Raw genomic sequence first — 23,081 nt, forward strand, 5'->3', positions numbered from 1 at the left:
TACGGGCATAAAATAGGATTTACTTATGGATGACGTTAGCGACTTGCTTCCCATTGAATTTTCGGCTTAGATGATTAAAAGAGTGTGTTCACTTTAATTTGTACAAAATAACCTCACCGGCGCCGAGTGCATCGGTCATTCATTAGCGAAACAGGAGATACGCCATGGCGGTCAATGAGAGTCAGCTGGTTCAACTGTTCGAGCAGGTGCTTAGGTTGTCGAAGGTGGATGCTTCGCAGAGCGTAGCCATCCTGAAAAGCCACTATTCCGATGCGCGTACGGTGCGCGCCGCGACCGATGCCGCGCTGCGGTTGGGGGCCAAGGTGTATGCGGTGGAGCTCCCCTCGTTCAACCATCCGCGGGCGATGGGCAATGACATGACCGCTTACTGCGGCGACACGGCGCTGACCGGCAATCCTGCCGCGCAGCGTGCGCTGGAAGCCGCCGATTTGATCGTCGATACCATGATGCTGCTGCATTCGCCGGAGCAGGAGCAAATATTGAAAACCGGCACGCGCATACTTTTGGCGGTCGAGCCGCCGGAGGTGTTGGCACGAATGTTGCCTAATCCAGAAGACAAGACGCGGGTGTTGGCGGCGGCGGCGGTGTTGGAGCAGGCGAAGCTGATGCGGGTGACATCCGCCGCCGGCAGCGATTTTCGCGCCCCCTTGGGGCAATACCCGACGGTGACCGAATACGGTTATGCCGACGAGCCGGGGCGTTGGGATCACTGGCCGAGCGGTTTCCTGTTTACCTGGCCGAATGAAGAGCAGGCTGAAGGGGTGTTGGTGCTGGACGTCGGCGACATCCTGCTGCCGTTTAAAAGCTATGCCCGTGAACGCATTACGCTGGAGATTGAAAAAGGCTTCGTGACGCGCATTCACGGCGGTTTCGAGGCGGAATACCTGCGCGAATACATGAAGTATTTCAAGGATCCGGAAGTGTACGGTATCTCGCATATCGGTTGGGGCCTGCAACCGCGCGCCCAGTGGACGGCAATGGGCCTGCACGATAAAAACGACGGCATGTGTATGGATGCACGCGCATTTTACGGCAACTTCCTGTTCTCCACCGGCCCGAATACCGAAGTCGGCGGCACGCGAAAAACGCCGTGCCACATGGATATTGCGCTGCGTCGCTGCGACATCAGCCTGGATGGCCAGACGGTGGTGGCTGAAGGGGAAGTGGTAGCGCCCGAGGCATCGCGGGTGCGCCAGGGTTAACCGTTGCTGTTAACCGCGGGGGTTTGTACTATTCTCGGTAGTTTCCATAGATGGTGAGAGTAACGCAATGACGCCCCCCGAAGACTTGACCGCCGATGACGGCAAAGCCGAAAACTATCATTTTACCGAACAAGTCGGGCACCTGCTGCGCAAGGTTTATCAACGTCACGTGGCGATATTCCAGCAGAACGTCGGCGATTCGCAACTGACCGCCGTGCAGTTTATTACCCTGTGCGCGGTGCGCGATATGGGGCCTAGCTCATTGACCGAGCTGGTGCAGGTGACGGCGGTCGATCAGGCCACCATTCGCGGCATCGTCGAGCGCCTCAAGGCGCGTGAGTTGATCACCGTCATGCCGGATCCGATAGACAGACGCAAAGTGGTGGTCGGGTTGACCGACACCGGCGCTGCGCTGTTGGCGGCAACGGTGCCGCATGCGGCGAAGATCACGGAATTAACCTTCGGCACGCTCAATCCGGCCGAACGTGTAGCCTTGATGTTCCTGCTCAATAAAATGCTGGAAGACCAGCCGCCAGGCTAATTCGCTCCCCGTAACTGCGGTTGTCCGGTGAGTGGCCTGCGGCGAGGTCACGGCCCACAATACATACCCTATAGCTTTCAAGTTGCCGTTGGGCACCCAGCTGCGGCTTGAAAGATGACGGGTATAACCGGAACGCAGGCGGAGACGCGAGAATGGCGATATCTGAAGTGCCGACGTCCAGGGAGGGGGCGGTAAAGAAGCTGATGGAGCACCCGCTGCTGCTGTCGGTGAACGGAAAAAGTATTCACACCCAGGTTATGACGGATACGCCGCTGCTGTTGGTGCTGCGTAACGATCTGGCGCTAAACGGCCCGAAGTACGGCTGCGGCCTCGGCGAATGCGGCGCTTGCACCGTGCTGATTGACGGCATTGCCGCCCGCTCCTGCGTGATCCCGGCGCTGGGTGTGGCCGATAGGGCGATCACCACGCTGGAAGGGCTGGGGGCGCGCGATCACCTGCACCCGGTGCAGCGCGCCTTTATTGAAGAGCAGGCCGCGCAGTGCGGTTATTGCCTCAACGGCATGATCATGACCACCAAAGCCCTGCTGGATCGAAACCCTTCGCCGAGCGACGGCGAAATCCGCCAGGCGCTGTCCGGTAATCTGTGCCGTTGCGGCACCCACATCGAAATCCTGCGTGCGGTTCAGCGCGCCATTATTCTCTGCCGCAATGAGGAAACCCCGCATGACTGACGCCCGTTTCTCATTGCCGAGCCAAGCCGAATTACTGCAACGTCACGGCACGCTACTGGTTATCGATCAGATCCAGCCGCCGCCGGGCCTGGTGCCGAAAGGCCAAACGCCTACCCTGAAACCCAAGGAGCAGGGGCTGTTTATCGCCATTTGCGACAGCGGCGAGGTCTACGCCTTTAACGGCCATGTCGATCTCGGCACCGGTGTGCGCACCGCGCTGGGGCAGATCGTCGCCGAAGAACTGTATCTTCGGATGGAACAGGTCTGCATGGTGCTGGGCGATACCGAAAGTACGCCAAACCAGGGGGCGACCATCGCCAGCGCCACGCTGCAAATTTCCGCCGTGCCGCTGCGCAATGCCGCCGCCGAGGCACGGCACTGGCTGCTGCAACAGGCGGCGCAGCGTTTTAACTGTGCGGTAGATCAACTGACGTTGCGCGACGGCGCTATTGTCGATCCGCAAGGGCAGACGCTGACCTACGGCGAGCTGGTGGCGGGCGTGCATGTCGAGTTAGCGATTTCCGGCGACGCGCCGCTCAAACCGCAGGCCGAATACCGGCTGGTGGGTACCAGCACTGCGCGGGTCGATATTCCGGCCAAGGCGACCGGCGAAACCACCTATGTGCACGACATGCGCTTGCCGAACATGCTGCATGGTCGGGTGGTCCGACCGCCGTACGCCGGCTATGACAGCGGTGAGTTCGTCGGCACCAGCCTGCTGGCGGTGGATGAGCGGTCGATCGCCGCTATTCCCGGTATCGTCAAACTGGTGGTGATCGGGGACTTTATCGGCATCGTCGCCGAGCGCGAGGAGCAGGCGATCAAGGCGGCGCAGACGCTGCAGGTAAGCTGGAAGGATTGGCGACGCAACCTGCCGCAGATGACCGACGTGGCGCAGGCGTTGCGCGACAATCCGCATTCGACGCGGGTGGTGCATGACACCGGCGACGTCGATGCGGCGCTGGCGTCCGCCGATCGGCGTTTCACCCGCAGCTACCTGTGGCCTTACCAACTGCATGCTTCTATCGGCCCCTCTTGCGCACTGGCGGACTACCAGCCGCAGCAACTGCGGGTCTGGTCCGGCACTCAAAACCCGCACCTGCTGCGCGCCGACCTCGCCTGGCTGCTGGAATACCCGGAAGCGCAGATTGACATTATCCGCATGGAGGCCGCCGGTTGCTATGGCCGCAACTGCGCCGACGACGTGTGCGCCGATGCGGCGTTGCTGTCGCGGGCGGTGGGCCGCCCGGTGCGGGTACAACTGACGCGCGAGCAGGAACACCTGTGGGAACCGAAGGGCACCGCACAGCTGATGGAGGTCGATGGCGGGCTGGACGCCGAAGGCCATCCCGTCGCCTACGATTTTCGCACCTATTACCCCTCAAATGGCGCGCCGACGCTGGCGCTGCTGCTGACCGGCAGGGTTGAACCCGTGCCTGTGGCTTATGAAATGGGCGACCGCACCTCGGTGCCGCCTTATGACTACCCGGCGCTGCGCGTCAGCATTGAGGATATGGCGCCAATCGTGCGCGCCTCCTGGATGCGCGGCGTGTCGGCGTTGCCGAATACCTTCGCGCACGAGTCTTATATCGACGAGCTGGCTAACGCCGCCGGCGTCGATCCGCTGGAGTACCGGCTGCGTTACATCAACGATGAGCGTGCCACCGAACTGATGCGCAGCACCGCCGAACGCGCCGGCTGGACGCCGCATACCGAACCGATGCAGACACCGGCGGAAGACGGCGTGCTGCGCGGGCGCGGTTTCGCTTATGCGCGCTATATACACAGCAAGTTTCCCGGTTTTGGCGCCGCCTGGGCGGCCTGGGTCGCCGACGTGGCGATCGACAAGGCCAGCGGCGAAGTGGCGGTCACGCGCATTGTGGTGGGGCACGACGCCGGCATGATGGTCAATCCGGACGGGGTGCGTCACCAAATCCACGGCAACGTCATCCAGTCGACCAGCCGGGTATTGAAAGAGCGCGTCACCTTCGAAGAATCGACGATTTCCAGCAAGGAATGGGGCGCTTACCCGATATTGACCTTCCCGGAGGTGCCGGAGGTCGACGTGGTGATGATGCCGAGGCCGTACGATCCGCCGCTGGGCGCCGGTGAGTCCGCTTCGGTGCCCAGCGCGGCGGCTATCGCCAATGCGGTGTTCGACGCCACCGGCATTCGCTTTCGCGAATTGCCGATCACCTCCGATCGGCTGCGCGAGGCGTTGAACGGCCCGGACACTGCCCGGCAGGAACCTGCGCCGGCGACCAAACCCCGGCGCAGCAAATGGTGGTTCGGCGGCGCGGCCGGTATTGTCGGCGCCCTGTTGGGCGTCGCGGCTACGGCACTGCCGTGGCGTACGGCGATTGCACCGGTCGCCACGCCGGGCGCAGGCACCTGGTCGGCCGCGACCCTGGAACGTGGACGTCAGTTGGCCGCCGTCGGGGATTGCGCGGTCTGTCATACCGCCTCTGAAGGAGCGACCAACGCCGGTGGCCTGGCGATGGAAACCCCGTTCGGCACCCTGTACAGCACCAATATCACCCCGGACGTGGCAACCGGCATCGGCAACTGGTCGTTTACCGCATTCGATCGTGCGATGCGTCAGGGCATCAGCCGCGATGGCCGCCATCTGTATCCGGCGTTTCCTTATACGTCGTTCAGCAAAATGACCGACGGCGACATGCAAGCGCTGTACGCCTACATGATGTCGCAACCGGCGGTTGCGCAAAGCAACCCGGCTAACCAGATGCGTTTCCCGTTTAATCTGCGCCCGCTGATGGCCGGCTGGAATGCGCTGTTTCTGCGCCAGGGCGAGTACCAGCCAGACCCCACGCAAACTGCGCAGTGGAATCGCGGATCTTATCTGGTCAACGGGTTGGGCCACTGCGCCGCCTGCCATTCGCCGCGTAACCTGATGGGGGCGGAAAAGGGCGGCGCCGGTTTCCTGGCAGGGGCGATGGTGGACGGCTGGGAAGCGCCGGCGTTGAACCAACTGGCCAACGCGGACAAACCCTGGAGCGAAGAACAGCTGTTCCAGTATTTGCGCAGCGGTCATTCCGCCGAACACGGCGTGGCGGCCGGGCCGATGGGGCCGGTGGTCAGCGAACTGGCTACGTTGCCGGAATCGGACGTGCGGGCGATGGCCGGCTATCTGATTTCCCTGAGCACCCCGACAACGTTAAACCTGGAGCCGCAGGTACAGCTAGCCGGAAGTCTGCAATCCGCGCAGGCGCAACAGGCCGGCGAGCGTCTGTTCCAGGGCGCTTGCCAGGCCTGCCACAGCGCAGCCAGCGGTGGGCCGCAGCTGTTTGGCGTCAGCCCGGATCTGGCCAATAACACCAATATTTTCAGCGATCGGCCGGACAACCTGATCAAAGTGATCCTGCAAGGCATTGCCAAACCGGCCACCGCCGATCTGGGCTTTATGCCGGGCTTCAAGGACAGCTTCTCCGATCGGCAGGTAGCGGATCTGGTCAATTACCTGCGCCAACGCTATGCCGGCCAAAAACCGGCATGGCGAGAAGTGGAAGCTCAGGTAGCCAGGCTGCGCGCCAATCCGGGCAGCCATTAGCGGCGTTATGGCCGCTGCAGGAACGCCATCCGCCGTTGCAACGGCAACGGCGCCAGCTTGCGCGCCGCTATTGCCGCCCGCCGCTGTTTCGCCGTCTTTTCTTTATCGGGCTATTAATCCTGAATATTGAGATTGTTTGGCGTTCAGTTACATAAGTCGAATCGCTTTCCGTGATGACTTCAGTTTTTATCTTGGTTGTTCATTTAATTAATTGGGGTGGTTTTTTTAGTTGTTGATGTTAAGTGAAAGTATAAATAATATTTTGATGATTTAATTAAGTTACACCTTTGATTGATGTGGCGTTATTTTATCTATGCCTTTGTTTATTGTTGACTTGGTTGTTTTTTGTGTTTATATAATTAGCAGGCGGATTAGATATGTGGCTTGTAAAAAATATCATAAATGGCGTTGGAGGGCGTTATGGGAATATTAACAAAATCAGAAATAGATATGATTGGCGGCGGTAGCGAAAGCAGCGTGGATACCCGCAGTAAAAAGGGCTGCTACGGCAACGGAACATCGACTAACTATGGTGGACAGGCTAACGGTTTCGTGCCCAATTCATCCCCCGGAATAAGCTCTGAATGCGCATGGCTCTAGGCCTTGCTGCATTTGGCGGCGGTGTTGGCGGGGCTATTGCCGGCAGTGCCCGTGCGATTGCGGGCGGGCTAGTCTCAGGCTCAATCGGCGGCTTGTCTTCCTGTATCGGCAATGGCGGCGGAAAAGGGACGCAGAACGCATCGGAAAAAAGGTCTGATAGTTATAATGGTGGAACCTGTCGTTGGTGACTTTATCCTAACCGGTAATTTTAATGCAATATAGTCTGCGTGGTTGAGTTATATTTTTTTTGGTGGGGTTAATCGTTGAAAAGCAGAGGCGTGGTGATTTTTGTTGGCATATTTCTCGTCTTTTCATTGTCTCATGATTTATTCAGGGTCGTGGGGCTGAGCCAGTCTGGCGGCTGGTTTAATATCGATATCCCTGATGGGTTGGCGAAGTATATTATTATTTTCTGCGTGCCGGTGGGCATGATTGTTACAATAAAATGCCTTTATATTGCGCTACATTGGTGTATCCGCATGAGGAAAAGTGCGGGGAAAGGAAAATAACCACCGGTTTATAAACGGGCCTTAAGGTGCAATCCCCATGACAGGACGTCCGCCCCAGCTGTATCGAGAGGGCTATTTCGCCGCGCAGGCGACAAAGGCCGAGGGCGAGGTCATTATTCCGCCCAGCCTCAGTTTAACCGCCTATGCCTGGGCCAGCGGGGCGCTGGTGCTGGCTATCCTGCTATTTCTGATGCTGGGCGAATATACCCGCAAAGCGCGGCTGGAAGGCGTGGTAATGCCCTCCAGCGGGCTGATCAAAGTGGTCGCCCGCAACGCCGGGCAGGTCACTGAACGACTGGTGGCCGAAGGGGCGGCGGTTAAAGCCGGCCAACCGCTTTATCGGCTCAGCGGCGAGCATTTCAACGGAAAGGGCGTTGGCGCGCTGGCGTCGGTGGCCGCGTCACTGGATCAGCAATACCGCATGCTGGAGCACCAGCGCGAACAAGAACAGGTGACCAGCGCCCTGCGGCAAACCGGCGTGCGGCAACGCATCGCGCAGTTGGATGACGAACTGACCAGTGCAGGCTCCGCCTTGGTGCTGGCTCAACAGCAGGAAACGTTGTCACATTCGGTGATGGCGCGTTACCGCAAGCTGATAGCCAAAGGCTATGTGTCCGAAATCGAATTCCAGCAAAAGCAAATGGAACTGTCGACGGCGCGGGAAAAGGTCGAAAGCCAACGGCAGGCGCAGTTGAGGTTAAAGCGTGAATGGGCGGCTGCGGGCTCGGAGCTGCAAACCTTGCAGCAACAGCAGCAAGGGCGGGATGCCGAGCTTGAACGCCAGTTGCAGAGCATCGAACAGCAAAAAATAGAGCTCAACGCCCAGCGCGAGACCACGCTGACGGCACCGGTCGATGGCCACATCGCCGTGGTGCTGGCGCGTGCCGGGCAGACGGTGAAACCCAACGATCCTTTGTTGATGATGGTGGCGGACGGGGCGCAGTTGCAGGTAGAGCTTTTTGCCCCGAGCAAGGCGGTGGGCTTTATCAAACCCAGCCAACGCGTCGGCCTGCGTTTTGCCTCGTTCCCCTATGAAAAGTTTGGCGTGCAATACGGTTCTACCCGCGCCATCACGCATGCCAGCCTCAGCGCCGGCGACGCGATGTTGCAAAATCCGCTGGTCTGGAAGGAAAACGAAGGGCATTACCGTGTGGTCGTGGCGCTGGATAAAACCACCATTACGGCTTATGGCCGGCAGGAACCGCTGCGCGTCGGCATGGCGGTGTCCGCGGACATTGAGCTGGACAGCCGCCGCCTGTACGAATGGCTGCTGGAGCCGTTATGGAGCCTGCAAGGGAGGATGTAAGCATGGACGTGACAGAGATGATTAACTGGGGGTGGCGAAAGCGCCTGCCGCTGATCCGCCAAACCGAATCGGCGGAGTGCGGGGTGGCCTGTCTGGCGATGATCGCCGGTTGGCATGGGCACCGGGTCGATATGCGAACGCTGCGCGCGGAATGTCATGTCTCGCAGCTTGGCATGACGTTTTCGCAGTTGATGGCGTGCGCCGAAGGCTTGAATTTAAGCGGCCGCGTCATTCGGCTGGAGCTGGATGAACTGCACCTGTTGGCCGTGCCCTGCATTTTGTATTGGGACATGAACCATTTTACCGTTCTGCGGCGGGTGCGGGGGAAAACGCTGGAACTGCACGATCCGGCGCGCGGCCTGCTGAAAATGACGCTGCAAGAGGCGAACCGCCATTTTACCGGCATCGCGATGGAGCTGACGCCCACACACAGGTTTGAAACCCGGGATCGCCGGGAAAAGATCCGTCTCACGACGTTGATTGGCAAAACGCACGGCCTGAAGCCCGCGCTGGCCAGGATCTTTTGCTTCGCCGTGGCGCTGGAGGTGTTGGCGCTGCTCGGCCCGCTGATAAACCAACTGGTGATTGATGAGGTGCTGGTGGCGCTGGACGCCAGCCTGCTGACGCTGATCGTCATCGCCATGCTGCTGATGACCGGCACCCAGATGCTGCTGGAGCTGGCGCGGCAATGGGCGACGCTGACCATGGCGGTCAACTTCAACATGCAGTGGACGGCCAACGTGTTTCACCATCTGCTGCGCCTGCCGATAGGCTGGTTCGAGGCACGCAACATGGGGGATATCAGCGCCAAGTTCGATGCCGTCGACACCATACAGGACACCCTGACCACTACGCTGCTCGAAGCCTTTTTGGATGTGCTGTTGGTGGTGGGTACGTTGAGCATGATGTTTTTCTACAGCGCAAAGTTAACCCTGGTGGCCTTGGCCGCCGCCGCCGTTTACGGCCTGTTGCGCCTGTGTTGGTTCAGCACGCTGCGGAAAGCGGCGCAGGACAGTTGGAATGCCGGCACCGAGGAGTCCAGCCATTTTCTGGAAAGCCTGCGCGGCGTGTTGAGCCTGCGGGTGAACGGCGCGTTGATGCCGCGAGAATCTGCCTGGCGCAACCTGAACGTCGCCCGGCGCAATGCCCAACTGCGCGAAAGCAAACTGATGATGGTTTACGGCATCATGCAGACCGTGATCGGCAGCCTGGTAGCTGCGGCGGTACTGTGGCTGGGCGCCGGTTCGGTGCTGGCCGGCGAGTTCTCGGTGGGCATGCTGGTGGCCTATATGTCTTTTCAGGGGCGGTTTTCGGCCAGCATTAACGGGTTGATAGACAAAGCGGTCGCCTACCGAATGCTGGACGTTTACAACGAACGGCTGGCCGATATCGTGCTGACCCCGCGTGAAGGCGCGACGGCGTTACAGGCCGGCAACAAGGGCCCGGCGTACCCGGCAGGCGATTGGCCTCCCGATTTGCCGGTTCTGAGCCTGGAGCAGGTCAGCTTTAAATACGCCGGGACCGAACGGGAGATCCTGTCGCAAGTCTCGCTGGATATTATGCCCGGCGAGGTAGTGGCGTTGGTGGGGGCGTCCGGCAGCGGCAAAACCACTTTGGCCAAGCTGGTGCTGGGATTATATCCGCTGTCTGGCGGGGTGATACGCACGTTGGGGCTTGAACACCGGCGTACCGATTATCAACAGATTCGTCAGCATATCGGTGCGGTGCTGCAGGAGGACCAGCTGTTTCGCGGTTCCATTGCCGACAACATCACGTTTTTCTCGCCGAAAATGGACAGCGAAAAGCTTGGCGAGTGCGCCAGGCTGGCGCAGTTGGATAGGGACATTGAACAACTGCCGATGGGCTACCAGACGTTAATCAGTGAAATGGGCGGGACCTTGTCTTCCGGGCAGAAACAGCGATTGCTGCTGGCGCGGGCGCTGTATAAAGAGCCGAAGCTGCTGATCCTGGATGAGGCGACCAGCCATTTGGACGTCGCCAACGAAATGTTGGTCAGCCGCACCTTGCGCCAACTGGGTCTGCCGATTTTACTGATCGCGCATCGGCCGGAAACTATCGCCTCGGCGGACAGGGTCATAGAACTGACGGCGGGGCGCCTCCGTGCGCTGGGGCTTTGAGGATAGCCCCTTCTCCTGGCCGGAGAAGGGGGTGCGGATCAGGCCAGCGGCCCGCCCAGGATGGTTTCCTTCATGCCGGAGAGAATGCGCTCGCCGGTTTCGGTTTTCAGCTCTTCGTACCAGCTGCGGGTGATCTCCATCTCTTTGCCGTGCGTCACGTCACAACGCTTGCGCGCCTTCAGCACCAAATCCTTCACCCGGTAGCTGCGCTTTTCCTGATAGCGCAGCAGCGCGTCTTCAATCCCCAGCGAGTTGGTTTGCAGCGCAATCGCCAGCACCACCGCGTCTTCCATCGCCGCGCAACCGCCCTGGCCGATATCCGGCGTGGTGCTGTGACCGGCGTCGCCCAGCAAGGCTACGCGGCCGCGCACCAACTGCTCGAAAGGTTCGATATCGTGAATTTCAATGCGGTTGACGGTGTCAGGATCGAGCGCGGCGATCAATTTCTGCACCGGCTCGGCCCAGCCTGCGAAGTAGCGCTGCAGATCGGCGCGCGCCGTGCTGCGGTCTTCCGCCAGCCCGGTCGGCAGCGGAACGTCGAAGAAAAAGTAGAAACGGTTGCCGGAAACCGGCATCAGTGACACCCGCTTGCCTTCGCCGACGAAGGTGGTCCACTGATTGGCCGGCGCGATGGATTCATCGATCGCCACCAGCCCGTTCCAGTTGACGTAACCGGCATAGCGGCGATCCACCCCATGCCCGAGCACGTAAGGGCGGATAGCCGAATGGGTACCGTCGGCGGCGATCAGGAAATCGCCGCTGGCCTGGCTGCCGTCCTCGAACCAGGCGGTGACGCCGTCTTGGGTCTCTTCAAGGCCGTTGACGCGCTTGCCAAAGTTAACATTGTCACGGCCGTAGGTCTCCAGCAGCATGGCCTGAAGTTCGGCGCGGGCCACCGGATAAGGGCGTTCGCCGACGCTGGCGATCAACGGATCCAGGCTGAAGCGCGTCAGGGTCTGGCCGTGCAGATATTCCTGATAGGCCATGTAGTGCATCGGGCCGCCGAGCCGGCGCAGGGGTTCTTTCATCCCCAAATAGTTGAGACACTTAACGCCGTTCGGCCAGATGGAAATCGCCGCGCCAACCGGTTTGATCTCTTTAACCGCTTCAAAAACCTCGGCCTCGATCCCGCAGCGCTTCAATGCGATGGCGGCGCACAGCCCACCGATACCGCCGCCTATGATAATTGCTTTCATGTTCTTCTCCTTTGTCGCCATAACAAAGGAGAAGCAATTTCCGTACCAGCCTGCGAGCGTCCGAGAGCGGCATTGAGGGGGAACATTGGCGCGATTTGGTGCAAAACCTGAGCCGGGGTGGGGCAAAATGTGCTCAGTTGCACAACAGCAAAATAATTCGACTAGTATAAGTTTGTTGCGCCCAGGTTAAAAAAGAGGCCGTGATAACAATATGAAAGCGCCGCGATGGTGATGTCATGCGGCATTTTGGAGCGATGATCAATGAAAATACCCGAAGTCCCGCTTACGCGGCGGCGGTTTATCGTCGGCGCCGGCGCGCTGGTGATTGGCGCCTATCTACCTTCTACCGGCGCACTGGCACGCACCACCCCCGCCGCGGCACCAGAAAGCAACGCTTTTGAAGCCAACGCCTTCGTACAGATCGGCGAAGACGGCATCGTCACCGTCATCAGCAAACACACCGAAGTGGGCCAGGGCGTCTATACCGGCATGGCGACGCTGGTCGCAGAGGAACTGGACGCAGACTGGGCGCAGGTGCGCGTAGTCGCCGCCCCGGTGGACACCAGCGTCTACAAAAACCTGTCATTCGGTTTCCAGGGCACCGGCGGTTCCAGTTCGGTGGCCAACGCCTATGACCAAATGCGGCGCATGGGCGCCATGGCGCGGGCGCTGCTGGTTCAGGCCGCCGCTCAGAGCTGGAAAACCTCAGCGCAGGAGATCACCGTACAGGCAGGCAAAATCAGTCACGCCGCCAGCGGCCGCGAAGCGGGCTTCGGCGAGTTCGCCGCATTGGCCGCTAAACTGCCGCCGCCGGATCCCGCAGGGTTGACGCTGAAGGACCCGGCCAATTTTACCTTGATCGGCAAAGTGAGCGGCCTGCACCGCGTGGATTCGCTGGCGAAGACCAACGGCAGCGCGCAGTTCACGCAGGACATTCATGAGCCGGACATGTTGACCGTCACCGTGAAAAAATCGCCGCGCTTTGGCGGCAAAGTGGCGTCGTTTGACGCCAGCCGGGCGCTGCAGGTGCCCGGGGTGGTGGATGTGAAGCAAACCGACACCGGCGTAGCGGTCTACGCCAAAAATACCTGGGCGGCAATCCAGGGCCGCGAAAAATTGCAGGTAGAGTGGGACGATTCCCAGGCCGAAAGGCGCAATACCGAGCAAATTTTTGCCGAATTCCGCCAGGTGGCGCAAAAAACCGGCGTGGTAGCGACCAGCCGCGGCAAGTCGGACGAGGTTTTCGACAAGGCCGACAAGGTGATCGAAGCGGAATATACCTTCCCCTATGTGGCCCATGCGCCGATGGAGCCGCTCGACGGCTATCTGTTCTGGGACGGCGAAAGCGTCAAGGCGCGTTACGGCTGTCAGATCCAAACTCTCGACCATAAGCAACTGTGCGATCTGTTCCAGCTGCCGCCGGAAAAAGTGCAAATCGAAACCATTCTGGCGGGGGGCAGTTTCGGCCGACGCATCGATCTGGGCAACCCGACGCTGGGGCCGGATCTGGCGGCGGATATGGCCGCGGCCGCCAAGGCTATCGGGCCAGGCCACGGGGTGAAGGTGGTGTGGACGCGCGAAGACGACATCCGCAACGGTTGGTATCGTCCAATGATCTTGCATCGGCTGCGCGGGGCGATCCGGGGCGGCAAGGTGGTGGGCTGGACCGACACCGTCGTCGGCCACTCCTGGACGCTCAACAGCGCCATGACGGCGCTGGTGGTCAACGGCGTCGATCAGATGATGATCGAGGGTGCCAGCGAGCTGCCTTATACCTTCGAAAGTTTCCGTTGCGATGCCCATATCGTGCCGGGCAAGGTGCCGACTTCCTCGCTGAGATCGGTCGCCAGCACCCATACCGGCCATGCGGTGGAAAGCTTTATCGATCAGTTGCTGCAGGAAACCGGGCAGGATCCGGTGGAAGGGCGGCTGGCGCTGATGGGAGACGCACCGCGCGAAGCCGGGGTGTTGCGAGCGGTGGCGAAAGCCGCCAACTGGCAGGGCGCGAAGGTGGTGGATGGCCGGGCGCGCGGCGTCGGTGTCGCCAAGGCGTTTGACACCCGGGTGGCGCAGATTGCCGAGGTGTCTATCGGCGAAGGCGGCATTCCGCGCGTGCACAAGGTGTGGTGCGCGGTGGATTGCGGCGTGGCGGTGAATCCTGACGTGATCCGCGCGCAGATTGAGGGCGGTATCGGTTACGGCCTGAGCATCGCGCTGTACGGCAACATCACTTTAAAAGACGGCCTGGTCGAACAATCCAACTTCAACAATTTCCGCCCGTTGCGCATTGACGAAATGCCGGAAATTGAGGTGATTATCGTGCCTTCAACCGAGAAGCCTACCGGCGTGGGCGAACTGGGCGTGCCGACCATCGGCCCGGCGGTCGGCAATGCGTTGGCGCTGCTCGGGCGGCCCCGCACCTCGCTTAGCCTGCCCTTACACCGTCCCAACAGCGACGCCAGCGTCTAATCAAGGAGAACATCATGATTACTTTAACCGTTAACGACCAACCGCTGACGTTTGAGGGCGATACCCATATGCCGCTGCTGTGGTTTCTGCGCGATGAAGCTGGGCTGACCGGCACCAAGTTTGGCTGCGGCATCGCCATGTGCGGCGCCTGTACCGTTCATCTGGACGGCGTGCCGGTACGCTCCTGCATGACGCCGGTTTCGGCGGCGGTGGGCAAGAAAATCACCACCATCGAGGCCATCGGCGAAACGCCGGCCGGGAAAGCGGTGCAGGAAGCTTGGGTCAATCTGGACGTGGTGCAGTGCGGCTACTGCCAGTCCGGCCAGATCATGAGTGCCAGCGCGCTGCTGGCCCAGAGCAAAAACCCGAGCGATGCGGATATTGACGCGGCGATGGGCGGCAACGTTTGCCGCTGCGCTACTTACGTGCGCATTCGCGCCGCCATCCACCAGGCCGCCAAGGCGCTGGATTAAGGGAGAAACTCATGAGCAACGCCCTGAGATGGCTGTTATGGCTGATTGTCGCGGTAGTGGTGATAGTCGGCGGCTATGCGCTGTATACCCTGCTGCGGCCGGTTGGGCCGGAGCCTGCCGCGCCTATCGCCGGTGCGCCGGCCGGCATTACCGACAAACTGGCGCGCGGTGAATATCTGGCGCGCGCCGCCGACTGCGTGGCTTGCCACACCGCGCCGGGTGGCAAACCTTTCGCCGGTGGTTTCGCGTTTAAACTGCCGTTCGGCACGATTTACGGCACCAATATTACCGCGGATAAAGAAACCGGTATCGGCGACTGGAGCGACGACCAGTTTGTGCGTGCGGTGCGTGAGGGCGTCGGTCCGGAGGGTAACCTGTATCCGGCGATGCCTTACACCTCTTACACCGCGTTGAGCCGTGACGACGTGCTGGCGATCAAGGCTTATCTGTTCAGCCTGCCGCCGGTAAAACAGGCCAACCCGCAAAACGATCTGCCATTCCCGTTCAACCAGCGCTGGGGCATGAAGTTCTGGAATCTGGCGTTCTTCCATGAAAAACGCTTCGAACCGAATCTCAACCAGGATGAACAGTGGAACCGCGGTGCCTACCTGGCGACCGCGCTGGGGCACTGCAGCGAATGCCACACGCCGCGCAATCTGGCCTTTGGCATTAATCAGAGCAAGAACCTCAGCGGAGAGGTGGTCCAGGGCTGGTTTGCCGCCAACATCACCCCGGATGCGCAGACCGGCATCGGCGGTTGGAGCGAGCAGCAACTGTCGCAATATCTGGCGACCGGCCACGCGGAGGGACGCAGCAGTGCCGCCGGCCCGATGGCGGAGGCGGTGGAAAACAGCCTGCAGTATCTGACGCCGGAGGATAATCAGGCGTTGGTGAAATACCTGCGCAACATAGAACCTATCGCCGGCGACAGTGCCGCTGCGGTGAACCTGCAGCCGAAGGGCGCGTTGTCCTCCAGCGCGGTGCTGCCGGGCGGGCAAGAGGATTCGTTGGGCCGCAGGCTGTTTGCCGGTGATTGCAGCGGTTGTCACCAGTGGAACGGCGTGGGCCGCCAGAGTAAATACGCTTCGTTGGTCGGCAGCACGGCGGTGAACGATCCGCAAGGCCGCAGCGTGGTGCAGGCGATCCTCAAAGGCACCCGCATCAGCATCGGGGAACAGCATGAGGTGATGCCGGACTTCGGCGCCCAATATTCGGACGAAGAAGTGGCGGCGGTGGCCAACTATGTGGTCGGCCAGTTTGGCGAGAAGCAAGGGAAGGTCACGGCGAAACAGGTCGCGGAACAACGCAAACAGTAACGAACGGCGAAGGGGAGTTTCTCCCCTTCGCCGTTCATCCGTGACGGCCTGCGCCAAAAAAGAGCGTGGCAGGGGGCAACGGGCGACATTGCAGTGCATTTTCGGCGAAGAGTGATGTCGCTCGCAAAGTTTGACGAAGGCAGTTGCCGAAAAATCGCAACTATGGCGATACTTCCGTCGCGATCTTCGTGGTCGCCAGACATTTTTATTAAGGCGTGTTACTGCTCAGGCAGGCAAGACCAAAATAGGAATGCACCTCTCATCATGATGAGGCGCATTTTCATTTTGGTCTTTTTTTTTGTTTTTTTACCGGGGAAAATCGATGGATTACAAACAGTTGGGCCTGGAAATATTGGCGCGAGTCGGCGGTAAAGCTAACGTCAGCAAACTGACGCACTGCGCCACGCGTCTGCGTATGGAGTTTAACGATGACAGCAAGGTGCAGGCGAAAGCCATTGAGGCCTTGCCGGGGGTGATAAGCGTGGTGGAGCGCGGCGGCCAGTTTCAGATCGTGGTCGGCAATAACGTGCAGCAAACCTTCCGCACGTTGCAAAAAGAGATTGGCGATCTCAGTGGCCGGCAGGGCGAGAAGAAACAGCAGGCCAGGGGCGGGGTGTTTTCGCAGATCATCAGCGTCATCTCCACCACGTTCACGCCGGTGATCCCGGCGATCACCGGGGCGGGGATGATCAAGGCGCTGCTGGCGATCCTCAAGCTGACCGGTGTGATAGACGCCGCCAGCCCGACGTATCGTCTGCTGGACACCATCGCCGATGCGGCGTTTTTCTTCCTGCCGGTATTACTGGCCTACGGCGCTTCGATCAAGTTTGAATGCAACCCGATACTGGCGATGACCATCGCCGGCGCCTTGCTGCACCCCAATTTGGCGCAGATGCTGGCGGCGGGCACCGCGATTGATTTTATCGGTATTCCGGTACGGCTGGCGGACTACGCCGGTTCGGTGCTGCCGATTATATTCACCGTGTGGCTGATGTCCTATATCGAGCGCTTTGCGGAGAAAGTGTCGCCGACGATGATCAAGTTTTTCACCAAACCTATGATTATCCTGTTGGTTACGGCGCCGCTGGCGTTGGTGGTGGTCGGGCCGTTCGGTATTTTCCTTAACGACCTGGTCGCCGCAGGCGCGGCCATCGTCGACGGCAAGGCCAGTTGGCTGATCCCGATGCTGATGGGCGGGCTGCAACCCTTCCTGGTGATCACTGGCACCGCCTGGGCGATGACGCCTATCGCTACCGGCCAGTTGAGCAAAAACGGTTTCGAAATGATTAACGGGCCGGGCATGCTGGCGTCCAATATCGCGCAGGGCGCGGCGACGCTGTGCGTGGCTTTCCGCACCAAAAACAAAAATCTGCGCCAGCTGGCGTCTTCCGCCGGGTTCACCGCGCTGCTGGGGATCACCGAACCTTCGCTGTATGGCGTGACCCTGAAGCTGCGCAAACCGCTGATTGCGGCGATGATCGGCGGCGGCTGCGCCGGTATCTATGCCGGGCTGAGCGGGCTGGTGCGCTATGCCTTTGTCTCGCCGGGATTGGCGGCGTTGCCGGCATTTATCGGTGAAAACCCGATGAATATCGTCCATGCGCTGATCACCTGCGCCATTGCCATCGTGGTGACCTTCGCGCTGACCTGGATCCTCGGCTTTGACGATCCGGTTGAAGAGCAAGAGCAGGATACCGCACCGGCGGTGGCTCCCATCAGCGGCGATGAGCAGCAGATTTTCAGCCCGCTGGCCGGCCAACTGGTGGCGCTGGAGCAGGTTAACGACGACGTGTTCTCGCAGGGGTTATTGGGACAGGGCGTAGCGATAAAGCCGCAGGAAGGGGTACTGCGTGCGCCGCTGGACGGTGAGGTGATGACCTTTTTGCCGTCGATGCACGCGGTGGGCATCAAGGGCGACAACGGCGTCGAACTGCTGGTGCACATCGGCATAGATACCGTCAATCTGGCCGGCCGGCATTTTGCTTCCGAATTGCAGATTGGCGATCGGGTCAAGGTGGGGGATGAGCTGGTGCGTTTTGATATTGCGGCGATAACCGCATTGGGTTACGACCTTACTACGCCGGTATTGGTGATCAACAGCGAAGCCTTCCCGCAGTTGAGCTGCCGTCAGCCGGGCAGCGTGGGCTTTGGCGAGACAATCATCGCCCTCAATACCCCCAAGGAGCCGGCATGATTTATCAACGACTGGACGATTTCCCCGCAGATTTTCTGTGGGGGGCTTCTACCTCCGCCTATCAGGTGGAGGGAGCCTGGGATGAAGACGGTAAAAGCCCGTCGATTGTAGATATGCTCGATCATCCTGAAGAAACCGCCGATTTCAAAGTTGCCAGCGATCACTATCACCGTTTCCGCGAAGACGTGAAACTGTTCGCCGAGCTGGGGCTGAAGGCCTACCGCTTCTCCGTCGCCTGGACGCGGGTGCTGCCCAACGGCACCGGTGAGGTTAACGCCGCCGGGCTGGCGTTCTATCGGCAACTGCTCGATGAACTGCAGCGCCATGGCATTGAACCTGTGGTGACGCTTTATCACTTCGATTTGCCTTACGTGCTCGAACAGCAGGGCGGCTGGTCGAATCGCGCCACTATCGATGCGTTTGTCGAGTATGCGGCGGTGCTGTTTGACGCCTTTGGCGATCGGGTAAAATATTGGCTGACCATCAATGAACAGAACACGATGATCCTGCATCCGGGCGCGATTGGCATGCCGAAGGGCGGCGAGTTGCCGTCCAAACAGGTACTGTATCAGCAAAGCCACCACATGCTGGTGGCGCAGGCCAGGGTGATGGCGTTGTGCCACCAACGCTGCCCCTCCGGCAAAATCGGCCCGGCGATTAACACCACGTCGATGTATCAGGAAACCTGCCATCCGCTGGACGCCATCGCCGCGCACAACTGGGAAACGCTGCGCTGCTGGAGTTTCTTGGACGTGGCGGTGCATGGGCGCTATAACGCGCTGGCCTGGCGATATTTGCAGGATCGCGGGCTGGCGCCGCAAATGGAACCGGGCGATGCGGCGCTGTTGCTGCAGGGCAAACCGGATTACGTGGCGATAAACTACTATTCCACCGCCACCATCGCCGCCAGCCGGGGCGATGCTTCGGACATCAGTGCCCGCGCCGGCGATCAGCAAATCATGCTGGGGGAACCGGGCGTGTACCGCGCGGCGGAAAACCCGTTCGTTGGCAAAACCCGTTACGGTTGGGTGATCGACCCGGTCGGGCTGCGCCTGACGCTGCGCAAAACCTACGAACGCTATGCGTTGCCGATATTAATTACCGAAAACGGCATAGGCGCCCCGGATGAGTTACAGGCCGATGGTACAATTAACGATGACTACCGCATTGAGTTTATGCGCCAGCACGTCGAACAGATGCAATTGGCGATCAACGACGGCGTTGAACTAATGGGGTATTGCCCGTGGGCGGCGATAGACGTGGTCAGCACCCATCAGGGCTACGCCAAGCGTTACGGGTTTATCTATGTAAACCGGGGCGAGCAGGATCTGAAAGATCTGCGCCGCATCAAAAAGCGCAGTTTTGACTGGTATCAACGGCTGATTGCCACTCATGGCCGGCAACGCTAATAAAAATAAAGGGTGATGGCCGCGACGATGAAAGTCATTAAGGTACTCAATAATAGCCTGGTGCTATCAACAGACAGCGATAACAACGAAGCTATCGTCATGGGCAAGGGTATTGGCTTTAACAGCAAAGTGGGTGACGTTCTCGACCCGGCCACTATTGAGAAAGTATATGTGGTGCAGAACAGCCAAAAGGGCCGTGATTACCTGCGGCTGATGGAAAACACGCCGGAGGAGCACCTGGAGATTGTGCAGATGATCCTCGCTGAGGCCAACAGGCAGCTCAATGGCCGCATTAACGAGCAGATTTTCTTCACCCTGGCGGACCACATCAGCTTTGCCATTGAGCGCTATCACAAGGGCATTGCGATCCAAAACCGGCTGTTGTTCGAGGTGAAGCGCTTTTATCCGCAGGAGTTCGCAGTGGCGATGCAGGCGCTGGGGCAAATCAATCAGCGGCTTAACATCGCTCTGCCGGAAGAAGAGGCGGGGAATATCGCGTTCCATCTGGTCAACGGCCAGACCGACGTGCAGAACATGGAACATACCCTGCTGTCGGTGAAGATGCTGAAAGACATTTTCAATATCATCAAGTACCACTTTCGCATCAATATCGATACGGATTCGCTCAATTACGCGCGTTTTCTGGTGCATATGCAGTTTTTTATTCAGCGGATGGTCGAAGGGCAACAGATGGCGTCGAAAGACGACTTCATCTTTGCTCAGGTGACCAGGGAGTACCCGAATGCTTATCGCGGTGCGCTGCTGATCCGCGACTATGTGAAGAATCTGCTGGAGATGGAGATGTCGAACGATGAACTGCTGTATCTGGTGATCCACCTGACGCGTATCACCGACCAGCAGGATTAACCGGAATGCTGTGCGCTGACCGCCTCCGTCACCAGCGCGCGAAAGCGCTGGATGAGGGCGGACGAACGGTTGCTGCGCAGCGCCAGGTACAGCGGTGCACTGAGCTGGGCTTCGTCGCTGATTGCCCGGTAGACGATGCCGTCGCCGCCCAACCGCCGCATCGAGGCCGGTACGATCGACAACCCCAGACCGGCCCCCACCAGGCTAAGCGTCGCGGGCAGGCGCGGGGCCTCTTGGATGACGCGCGGGCTGAATCCGGCGCGGTGGCAGGCGGCTAAAATGGCATCGTACAAGCCCTGGCCCGCAGGGCGGCGGTAGAGAATAAAAGCTTCGTTCGCCAACGACGCCAACGGCAACGGCTGCGCGCCGTCGACTGCCCGCGGGTGGCCGACCGGCAGGGCGACCAGCATGGGTTCGCGCAGCACCGGCTCAATGGTCAGGCCTGGAATGCCGCTGGCCGGCGAGCGCACAAAAGCCACGTCGAGCCGTTCATCCACCAGCGCATCGAGCAGTTCGCCGCTGCCGGCTTCTTCCAATTGGGTGGTGATGCCCGGCAGGATATCGCGATAGCGGCGCAACAGGTTAGGCACGAACGGGTGCAGCGCGGCGGAACTGGTGAAACCGATGGCGATATGCCCCTGTTCACCGCGTGCTGCGCGATGCACCGCTTCGGTCAACAGCTCGGCGCGGGCCAACAGCGCACGCGCCTCATTAAACAGCACGTTGCCCGCTTCGGTGGCACGCACGCCACGCGGCAGACGCTGCAACAGTGTTACCCCCAGCTCATCTTCCAGCCCCTGCAGCAGGCGGGTCAACGGCGGCTGTTGAATAAACAACCGTTCTGCGGCGCGGGTAATATTGCCTTCTTCAACTACCGCAACGAACGCCCGCAAGCGGCGAAGTTCGATCATAGCCATACCTAAAAGGTATCCTTATTGATTCTGAAATGCATTAGACATCATGACATGGCGGCGCGCATCATACCAGGCATCAAAAATAAGCGATGTGGAACGAACAATGTCTGAATCGGATGCGGTAAAAAACACCCGGCTTGCGGTGCCGCCGGGCAATGGGGAGCTGTTTTGGGGCTTTCTGATGCTGGGGCTGATGGGGTTTGGCGGCGTGCTGCCGCTGGCGCGCAATATGCTGGTGGAGGATCGGCGCTGGCTGAGCGGCGAACAGTTTACCGAGCTGCTCGGGCTGTGCCAGTTTCTGCCGGGTGGCAACGTGATCAACCTTTCGGTCGCGGTGGGGATGGAGTTTCGCGGCCTGAGCGGCGCTTGCTGCGCGCTGTTGGGGTTGATCAGCGCGCCTACCGCGATTGTGGTCGGGCTGGGGATGGTTTATGCCCGCTTCCAGAATGATGCGCATGTGCAGCACGTGTTTGCCGGGTTGGCGGCTGCGGCGGCCGGTTTGCTGCTGTCCACCGGGATAAAAATGCTGTTGCCGCTGCGCGGTAAATGGCTGGCGCTGGGGATTGTCGCGCTGTGCCTGATCGCTATCGCCTGGCTGCGCCTGCCGCTGTTGCCGACCATGCTGGTGCTGGCGCCGCTGAGCATTTTGTTGCTGTGGTGGAGGAAGCCCTCATGATGGGCGTATTGATCTCGCTGGCGATTATTTTCACCGAGCTTTCGCTGTTGGCGTTCGGCGGCGGCATGACCATCTTGCCGGAAATGCAGCGCCAGGTGGTGGAGATTCATCAATGGATGAGCGCACAGGAGTTCAGCGCGCTGTTCGCCATGGCCCAGGCCGCGCCGGGGCCGAATATGATGATCGTGCCGCTGATTGGTTGGCACGTGGCCGGCTGGGCGGGGCTGCTGGTTTCCTCCATCGCCAAGTTCGGCCCGTCATCGATCGTCACTTTACTGGTGATGGGCGCCTGGCGGCGCTTCAAGGACAAACCCTGGCGGCGTATCGTGCAGACCGGTCTGGTGCCGGTTACCGTCGGATTGGTGGCGGCCAGCGGGGTCTTGATTGCCGAAGCCTCTGCGCCGAGTTGGCCGTTGGCGGCGATTATCGCGCTGGCCACGTTACTGAGCATGAACAAACGCCTTCACCCGCTGTGGATACTGGCGGGCGGGGCGCTGCTCGGGCTGCTGGTAGCGTAGTCAGCGCGGCGTCAGTACAAAACGGGGTTTACCGCCGTGGTTCATGACTTCGTAGCGTTTGGGGGCGGTGAGCGCCAGAAACGCCACCCTGCTGCCGTCGGCGTTGGTTAACGTCATGCCGTCCGGCGTCGGGCGCCAGGCTACCGGCAGCTCGGTGAGCGCCAGCGGTTGCAGGCACTGCGATGAGGCGGTGAAACGGTAGGCGTTGGTGCTTTCGATCCGTTCATCGCTCAGTTCAACGTCACAGGCGGCGATCTTGCCTTCGGTGTCGGTCAACTGCCAGTGCCCTTTCAGCGCGGAGGGGGCGAGCAACGGCAACGAACTGGCGAAGGTATTGCTGCACAACAATAGGCTCATAACGGCTCCTGTCAGGGCAATGCGCCGTAATGCGCGCAATGGGGCAGAGGGGCAAAGGGTGATCATCAGTTTCCTTACTGTCGCTTTTGTGGCCGGGTGGAAACATCTTTTGTGT

At 60.1% G+C, this 23,081-nt stretch carries 18 protein-coding genes; 15 read left to right on the forward strand and 3 right to left on the reverse strand.

Annotated elements, in window-relative coordinates:
- Window positions 1-164: 164 nt before the first annotated feature.
- The 7 genes from ACTJJ1_RS05395 to ACTJJ1_RS05425 all read left to right on the forward strand — a co-directional run bounded on the left by ACTJJ1_RS05395 (window position 165) and on the right by ACTJJ1_RS05425 (window position 10,577).
- Window positions 165-1,223: a 2,5-dihydroxypyridine 5,6-dioxygenase gene (locus tag ACTJJ1_RS05395; RefSeq protein ID WP_202290850.1), complete on the forward strand. Its 1,059-nt coding sequence runs from the start codon at window positions 165-167 to the stop codon at window positions 1,221-1,223.
- A 67-nt stretch (window positions 1,224-1,290) separates the two neighbouring features.
- Window positions 1,291-1,764: a MarR family winged helix-turn-helix transcriptional regulator gene (locus ACTJJ1_RS05400; RefSeq protein ID WP_020438979.1), complete on the forward strand. Its 474-nt coding sequence runs from the start codon at window positions 1,291-1,293 to the stop codon at window positions 1,762-1,764.
- 152 nt (window positions 1,765-1,916) lie between these two features.
- Window positions 1,917-2,456 (forward strand): (2Fe-2S)-binding protein, encoded by a 540-nt coding sequence (locus tag ACTJJ1_RS05405; protein WP_020438980.1) that lies wholly within the window; start codon window positions 1,917-1,919, stop codon window positions 2,454-2,456.
- A complete protein-coding gene (locus tag ACTJJ1_RS05410; protein ID WP_440832661.1) occupies window positions 2,449-6,024 on the forward strand; it encodes a molybdopterin cofactor-binding domain-containing protein in 3,576 nt (1,191 codons plus the stop codon). Before ACTJJ1_RS05405 ends, ACTJJ1_RS05410 begins: the two co-directional genes overlap by 8 nt.
- A gap of 863 nt (window positions 6,025-6,887) precedes the next feature.
- The gene (locus tag ACTJJ1_RS05415; RefSeq protein ID WP_440832663.1) at window positions 6,888-7,133 is read left to right on the forward strand and encodes a hypothetical protein; all 246 of its coding nucleotides are present in this window, start codon (window positions 6,888-6,890) and stop codon (window positions 7,131-7,133) included.
- Window positions 7,134-7,170: 37 nt separating this feature from the next.
- Window positions 7,171-8,439: an HlyD family secretion protein gene (locus tag ACTJJ1_RS05420; protein WP_440832664.1), complete on the forward strand. Its 1,269-nt coding sequence runs from the start codon at window positions 7,171-7,173 to the stop codon at window positions 8,437-8,439.
- A 2-nt stretch (window positions 8,440-8,441) separates the two neighbouring features.
- The gene (locus ACTJJ1_RS05425) at window positions 8,442-10,577 is read left to right on the forward strand and encodes a peptidase domain-containing ABC transporter (RefSeq protein ID WP_440832666.1); all 2,136 of its coding nucleotides are present in this window, start codon (window positions 8,442-8,444) and stop codon (window positions 10,575-10,577) included.
- A 38-nt stretch (window positions 10,578-10,615) separates the two neighbouring features.
- Here ACTJJ1_RS05425 and hpxO read toward each other — a convergent pair whose 3' ends face one another.
- Window positions 10,616-11,773 (reverse strand): FAD-dependent urate hydroxylase HpxO, encoded by a 1,158-nt coding sequence (hpxO, locus tag ACTJJ1_RS05430; protein WP_122288655.1) that lies wholly within the window; start codon window positions 11,771-11,773, stop codon window positions 10,616-10,618.
- A 261-nt stretch (window positions 11,774-12,034) separates the two neighbouring features.
- Between hpxO and ACTJJ1_RS05435 the strand changes: the two genes are divergently transcribed.
- From ACTJJ1_RS05435 to licT, 6 genes are all read left to right on the forward strand, one after another.
- Window positions 12,035-14,242, forward strand: coding sequence for a xanthine dehydrogenase family protein molybdopterin-binding subunit (locus ACTJJ1_RS05435; protein ID WP_004944122.1), 2,208 nt, complete (start codon window positions 12,035-12,037; stop codon window positions 14,240-14,242).
- Window positions 14,243-14,256: 14 nt separating this feature from the next.
- Window positions 14,257-14,715 (forward strand): (2Fe-2S)-binding protein, encoded by a 459-nt coding sequence (locus ACTJJ1_RS05440; protein ID WP_004944127.1) that lies wholly within the window; start codon window positions 14,257-14,259, stop codon window positions 14,713-14,715.
- A gap of 11 nt (window positions 14,716-14,726) precedes the next feature.
- Window positions 14,727-16,031 carry a c-type cytochrome gene (locus ACTJJ1_RS05445; protein ID WP_004944131.1) on the forward strand — a complete coding sequence of 435 codons (1,305 nt, stop codon included), beginning with the start codon at window positions 14,727-14,729 and terminating at the stop codon, window positions 16,029-16,031.
- 322 nt (window positions 16,032-16,353) lie between these two features.
- A complete protein-coding gene (locus ACTJJ1_RS05450; protein ID WP_440832670.1) occupies window positions 16,354-18,225 on the forward strand; it encodes a beta-glucoside-specific PTS transporter subunit IIABC in 1,872 nt (623 codons plus the stop codon).
- On the forward strand, window positions 18,222-19,634 hold the full coding sequence (locus tag ACTJJ1_RS05455) for a glycoside hydrolase family 1 protein (protein ID WP_440832672.1): 1,413 nt from the start codon (window positions 18,222-18,224) through the stop codon (window positions 19,632-19,634). The genes ACTJJ1_RS05450 and ACTJJ1_RS05455 overlap by 4 nt, the downstream gene beginning before the upstream one ends.
- Before the next feature lie 27 nt (window positions 19,635-19,661).
- Complete coding sequence (gene licT / locus ACTJJ1_RS05460) at window positions 19,662-20,501, forward strand: BglG family transcription antiterminator LicT (protein ID WP_004944140.1); 840 nt, start codon at window positions 19,662-19,664, stop codon at window positions 20,499-20,501.
- Here the strand turns inward: licT and ACTJJ1_RS05465 are convergent.
- Window positions 20,498-21,418, reverse strand: coding sequence for a LysR family transcriptional regulator (locus tag ACTJJ1_RS05465; RefSeq protein WP_004944142.1), 921 nt, complete (start codon window positions 21,416-21,418; stop codon window positions 20,498-20,500). The genes licT and ACTJJ1_RS05465 overlap by 4 nt on opposite strands.
- A gap of 100 nt (window positions 21,419-21,518) precedes the next feature.
- Between ACTJJ1_RS05465 and ACTJJ1_RS05470 the strand changes: the two genes are divergently transcribed.
- Together ACTJJ1_RS05470 and ACTJJ1_RS05475 are read left to right on the forward strand one after the other, a co-directional pair.
- On the forward strand, window positions 21,519-22,091 hold the full coding sequence (locus ACTJJ1_RS05470; RefSeq protein WP_041416928.1) for a chromate transporter: 573 nt from the start codon (window positions 21,519-21,521) through the stop codon (window positions 22,089-22,091).
- On the forward strand, window positions 22,088-22,609 hold the full coding sequence (locus tag ACTJJ1_RS05475; RefSeq protein WP_208905070.1) for a chromate transporter: 522 nt from the start codon (window positions 22,088-22,090) through the stop codon (window positions 22,607-22,609). Before ACTJJ1_RS05470 ends, ACTJJ1_RS05475 begins: the two co-directional genes overlap by 4 nt.
- On the opposite strand, the gene ACTJJ1_RS05480 is transcribed toward ACTJJ1_RS05475, so the two are convergent.
- Window positions 22,610-22,966, reverse strand: coding sequence for a protease inhibitor Inh/omp19 family protein (locus ACTJJ1_RS05480; protein WP_004944151.1), 357 nt, complete (start codon window positions 22,964-22,966; stop codon window positions 22,610-22,612).
- Window positions 22,967-23,081: the final 115 nt, after the last annotated feature.

It is taken from the genome of Serratia sp. 22264 (assembly GCF_052045345.1).
Taxonomy (GTDB): domain Bacteria; phylum Pseudomonadota; class Gammaproteobacteria; order Enterobacterales; family Enterobacteriaceae; genus Serratia; species Serratia plymuthica.

What these genes read in the sequence shown, in the direction of transcription:
- ACTJJ1_RS05395 (WP_202290850.1), top strand. Translation starts at nt 165, where the DNA reads ATGGCGGTCAATGAGAGTCAGCTGGTTCAACTGTTCGAGCAGGTGCTT.
- ACTJJ1_RS05400 (WP_020438979.1), top strand. Translation starts at nt 1,291, where the DNA reads ATGACGCCCCCCGAAGACTTGACCGCCGATGACGGCAAAGCCGAAAAC.
- ACTJJ1_RS05405 (WP_020438980.1), top strand. Translation starts at nt 1,917, where the DNA reads ATGGCGATATCTGAAGTGCCGACGTCCAGGGAGGGGGCGGTAAAGAAG.
- ACTJJ1_RS05410 (WP_440832661.1), top strand. Translation starts at nt 2,449, where the DNA reads ATGACTGACGCCCGTTTCTCATTGCCGAGCCAAGCCGAATTACTGCAA.
- ACTJJ1_RS05420 (WP_440832664.1), top strand. Translation starts at nt 7,171, where the DNA reads ATGACAGGACGTCCGCCCCAGCTGTATCGAGAGGGCTATTTCGCCGCG.
- ACTJJ1_RS05425 (WP_440832666.1), top strand. Translation starts at nt 8,442, where the DNA reads ATGGACGTGACAGAGATGATTAACTGGGGGTGGCGAAAGCGCCTGCCG.
- hpxO (WP_122288655.1), bottom strand. Translation starts at nt 11,773, where the DNA reads ATGAAAGCAATTATCATAGGCGGCGGTATCGGTGGGCTGTGCGCCGCC.
- ACTJJ1_RS05435 (WP_004944122.1), top strand. Translation starts at nt 12,035, where the DNA reads ATGAAAATACCCGAAGTCCCGCTTACGCGGCGGCGGTTTATCGTCGGC.
- ACTJJ1_RS05440 (WP_004944127.1), top strand. Translation starts at nt 14,257, where the DNA reads ATGATTACTTTAACCGTTAACGACCAACCGCTGACGTTTGAGGGCGAT.
- ACTJJ1_RS05445 (WP_004944131.1), top strand. Translation starts at nt 14,727, where the DNA reads ATGAGCAACGCCCTGAGATGGCTGTTATGGCTGATTGTCGCGGTAGTG.
- ACTJJ1_RS05450 (WP_440832670.1), top strand. Translation starts at nt 16,354, where the DNA reads ATGGATTACAAACAGTTGGGCCTGGAAATATTGGCGCGAGTCGGCGGT.
- ACTJJ1_RS05455 (WP_440832672.1), top strand. Translation starts at nt 18,222, where the DNA reads ATGATTTATCAACGACTGGACGATTTCCCCGCAGATTTTCTGTGGGGG.
- licT (WP_004944140.1), top strand. Translation starts at nt 19,662, where the DNA reads ATGAAAGTCATTAAGGTACTCAATAATAGCCTGGTGCTATCAACAGAC.
- ACTJJ1_RS05465 (WP_004944142.1), bottom strand. Translation starts at nt 21,418, where the DNA reads ATGGCTATGATCGAACTTCGCCGCTTGCGGGCGTTCGTTGCGGTAGTT.
- ACTJJ1_RS05470 (WP_041416928.1), top strand. Translation starts at nt 21,519, where the DNA reads ATGTCTGAATCGGATGCGGTAAAAAACACCCGGCTTGCGGTGCCGCCG.
- ACTJJ1_RS05475 (WP_208905070.1), top strand. Translation starts at nt 22,088, where the DNA reads ATGATGGGCGTATTGATCTCGCTGGCGATTATTTTCACCGAGCTTTCG.
- ACTJJ1_RS05480 (WP_004944151.1), bottom strand. Translation starts at nt 22,966, where the DNA reads ATGAGCCTATTGTTGTGCAGCAATACCTTCGCCAGTTCGTTGCCGTTG.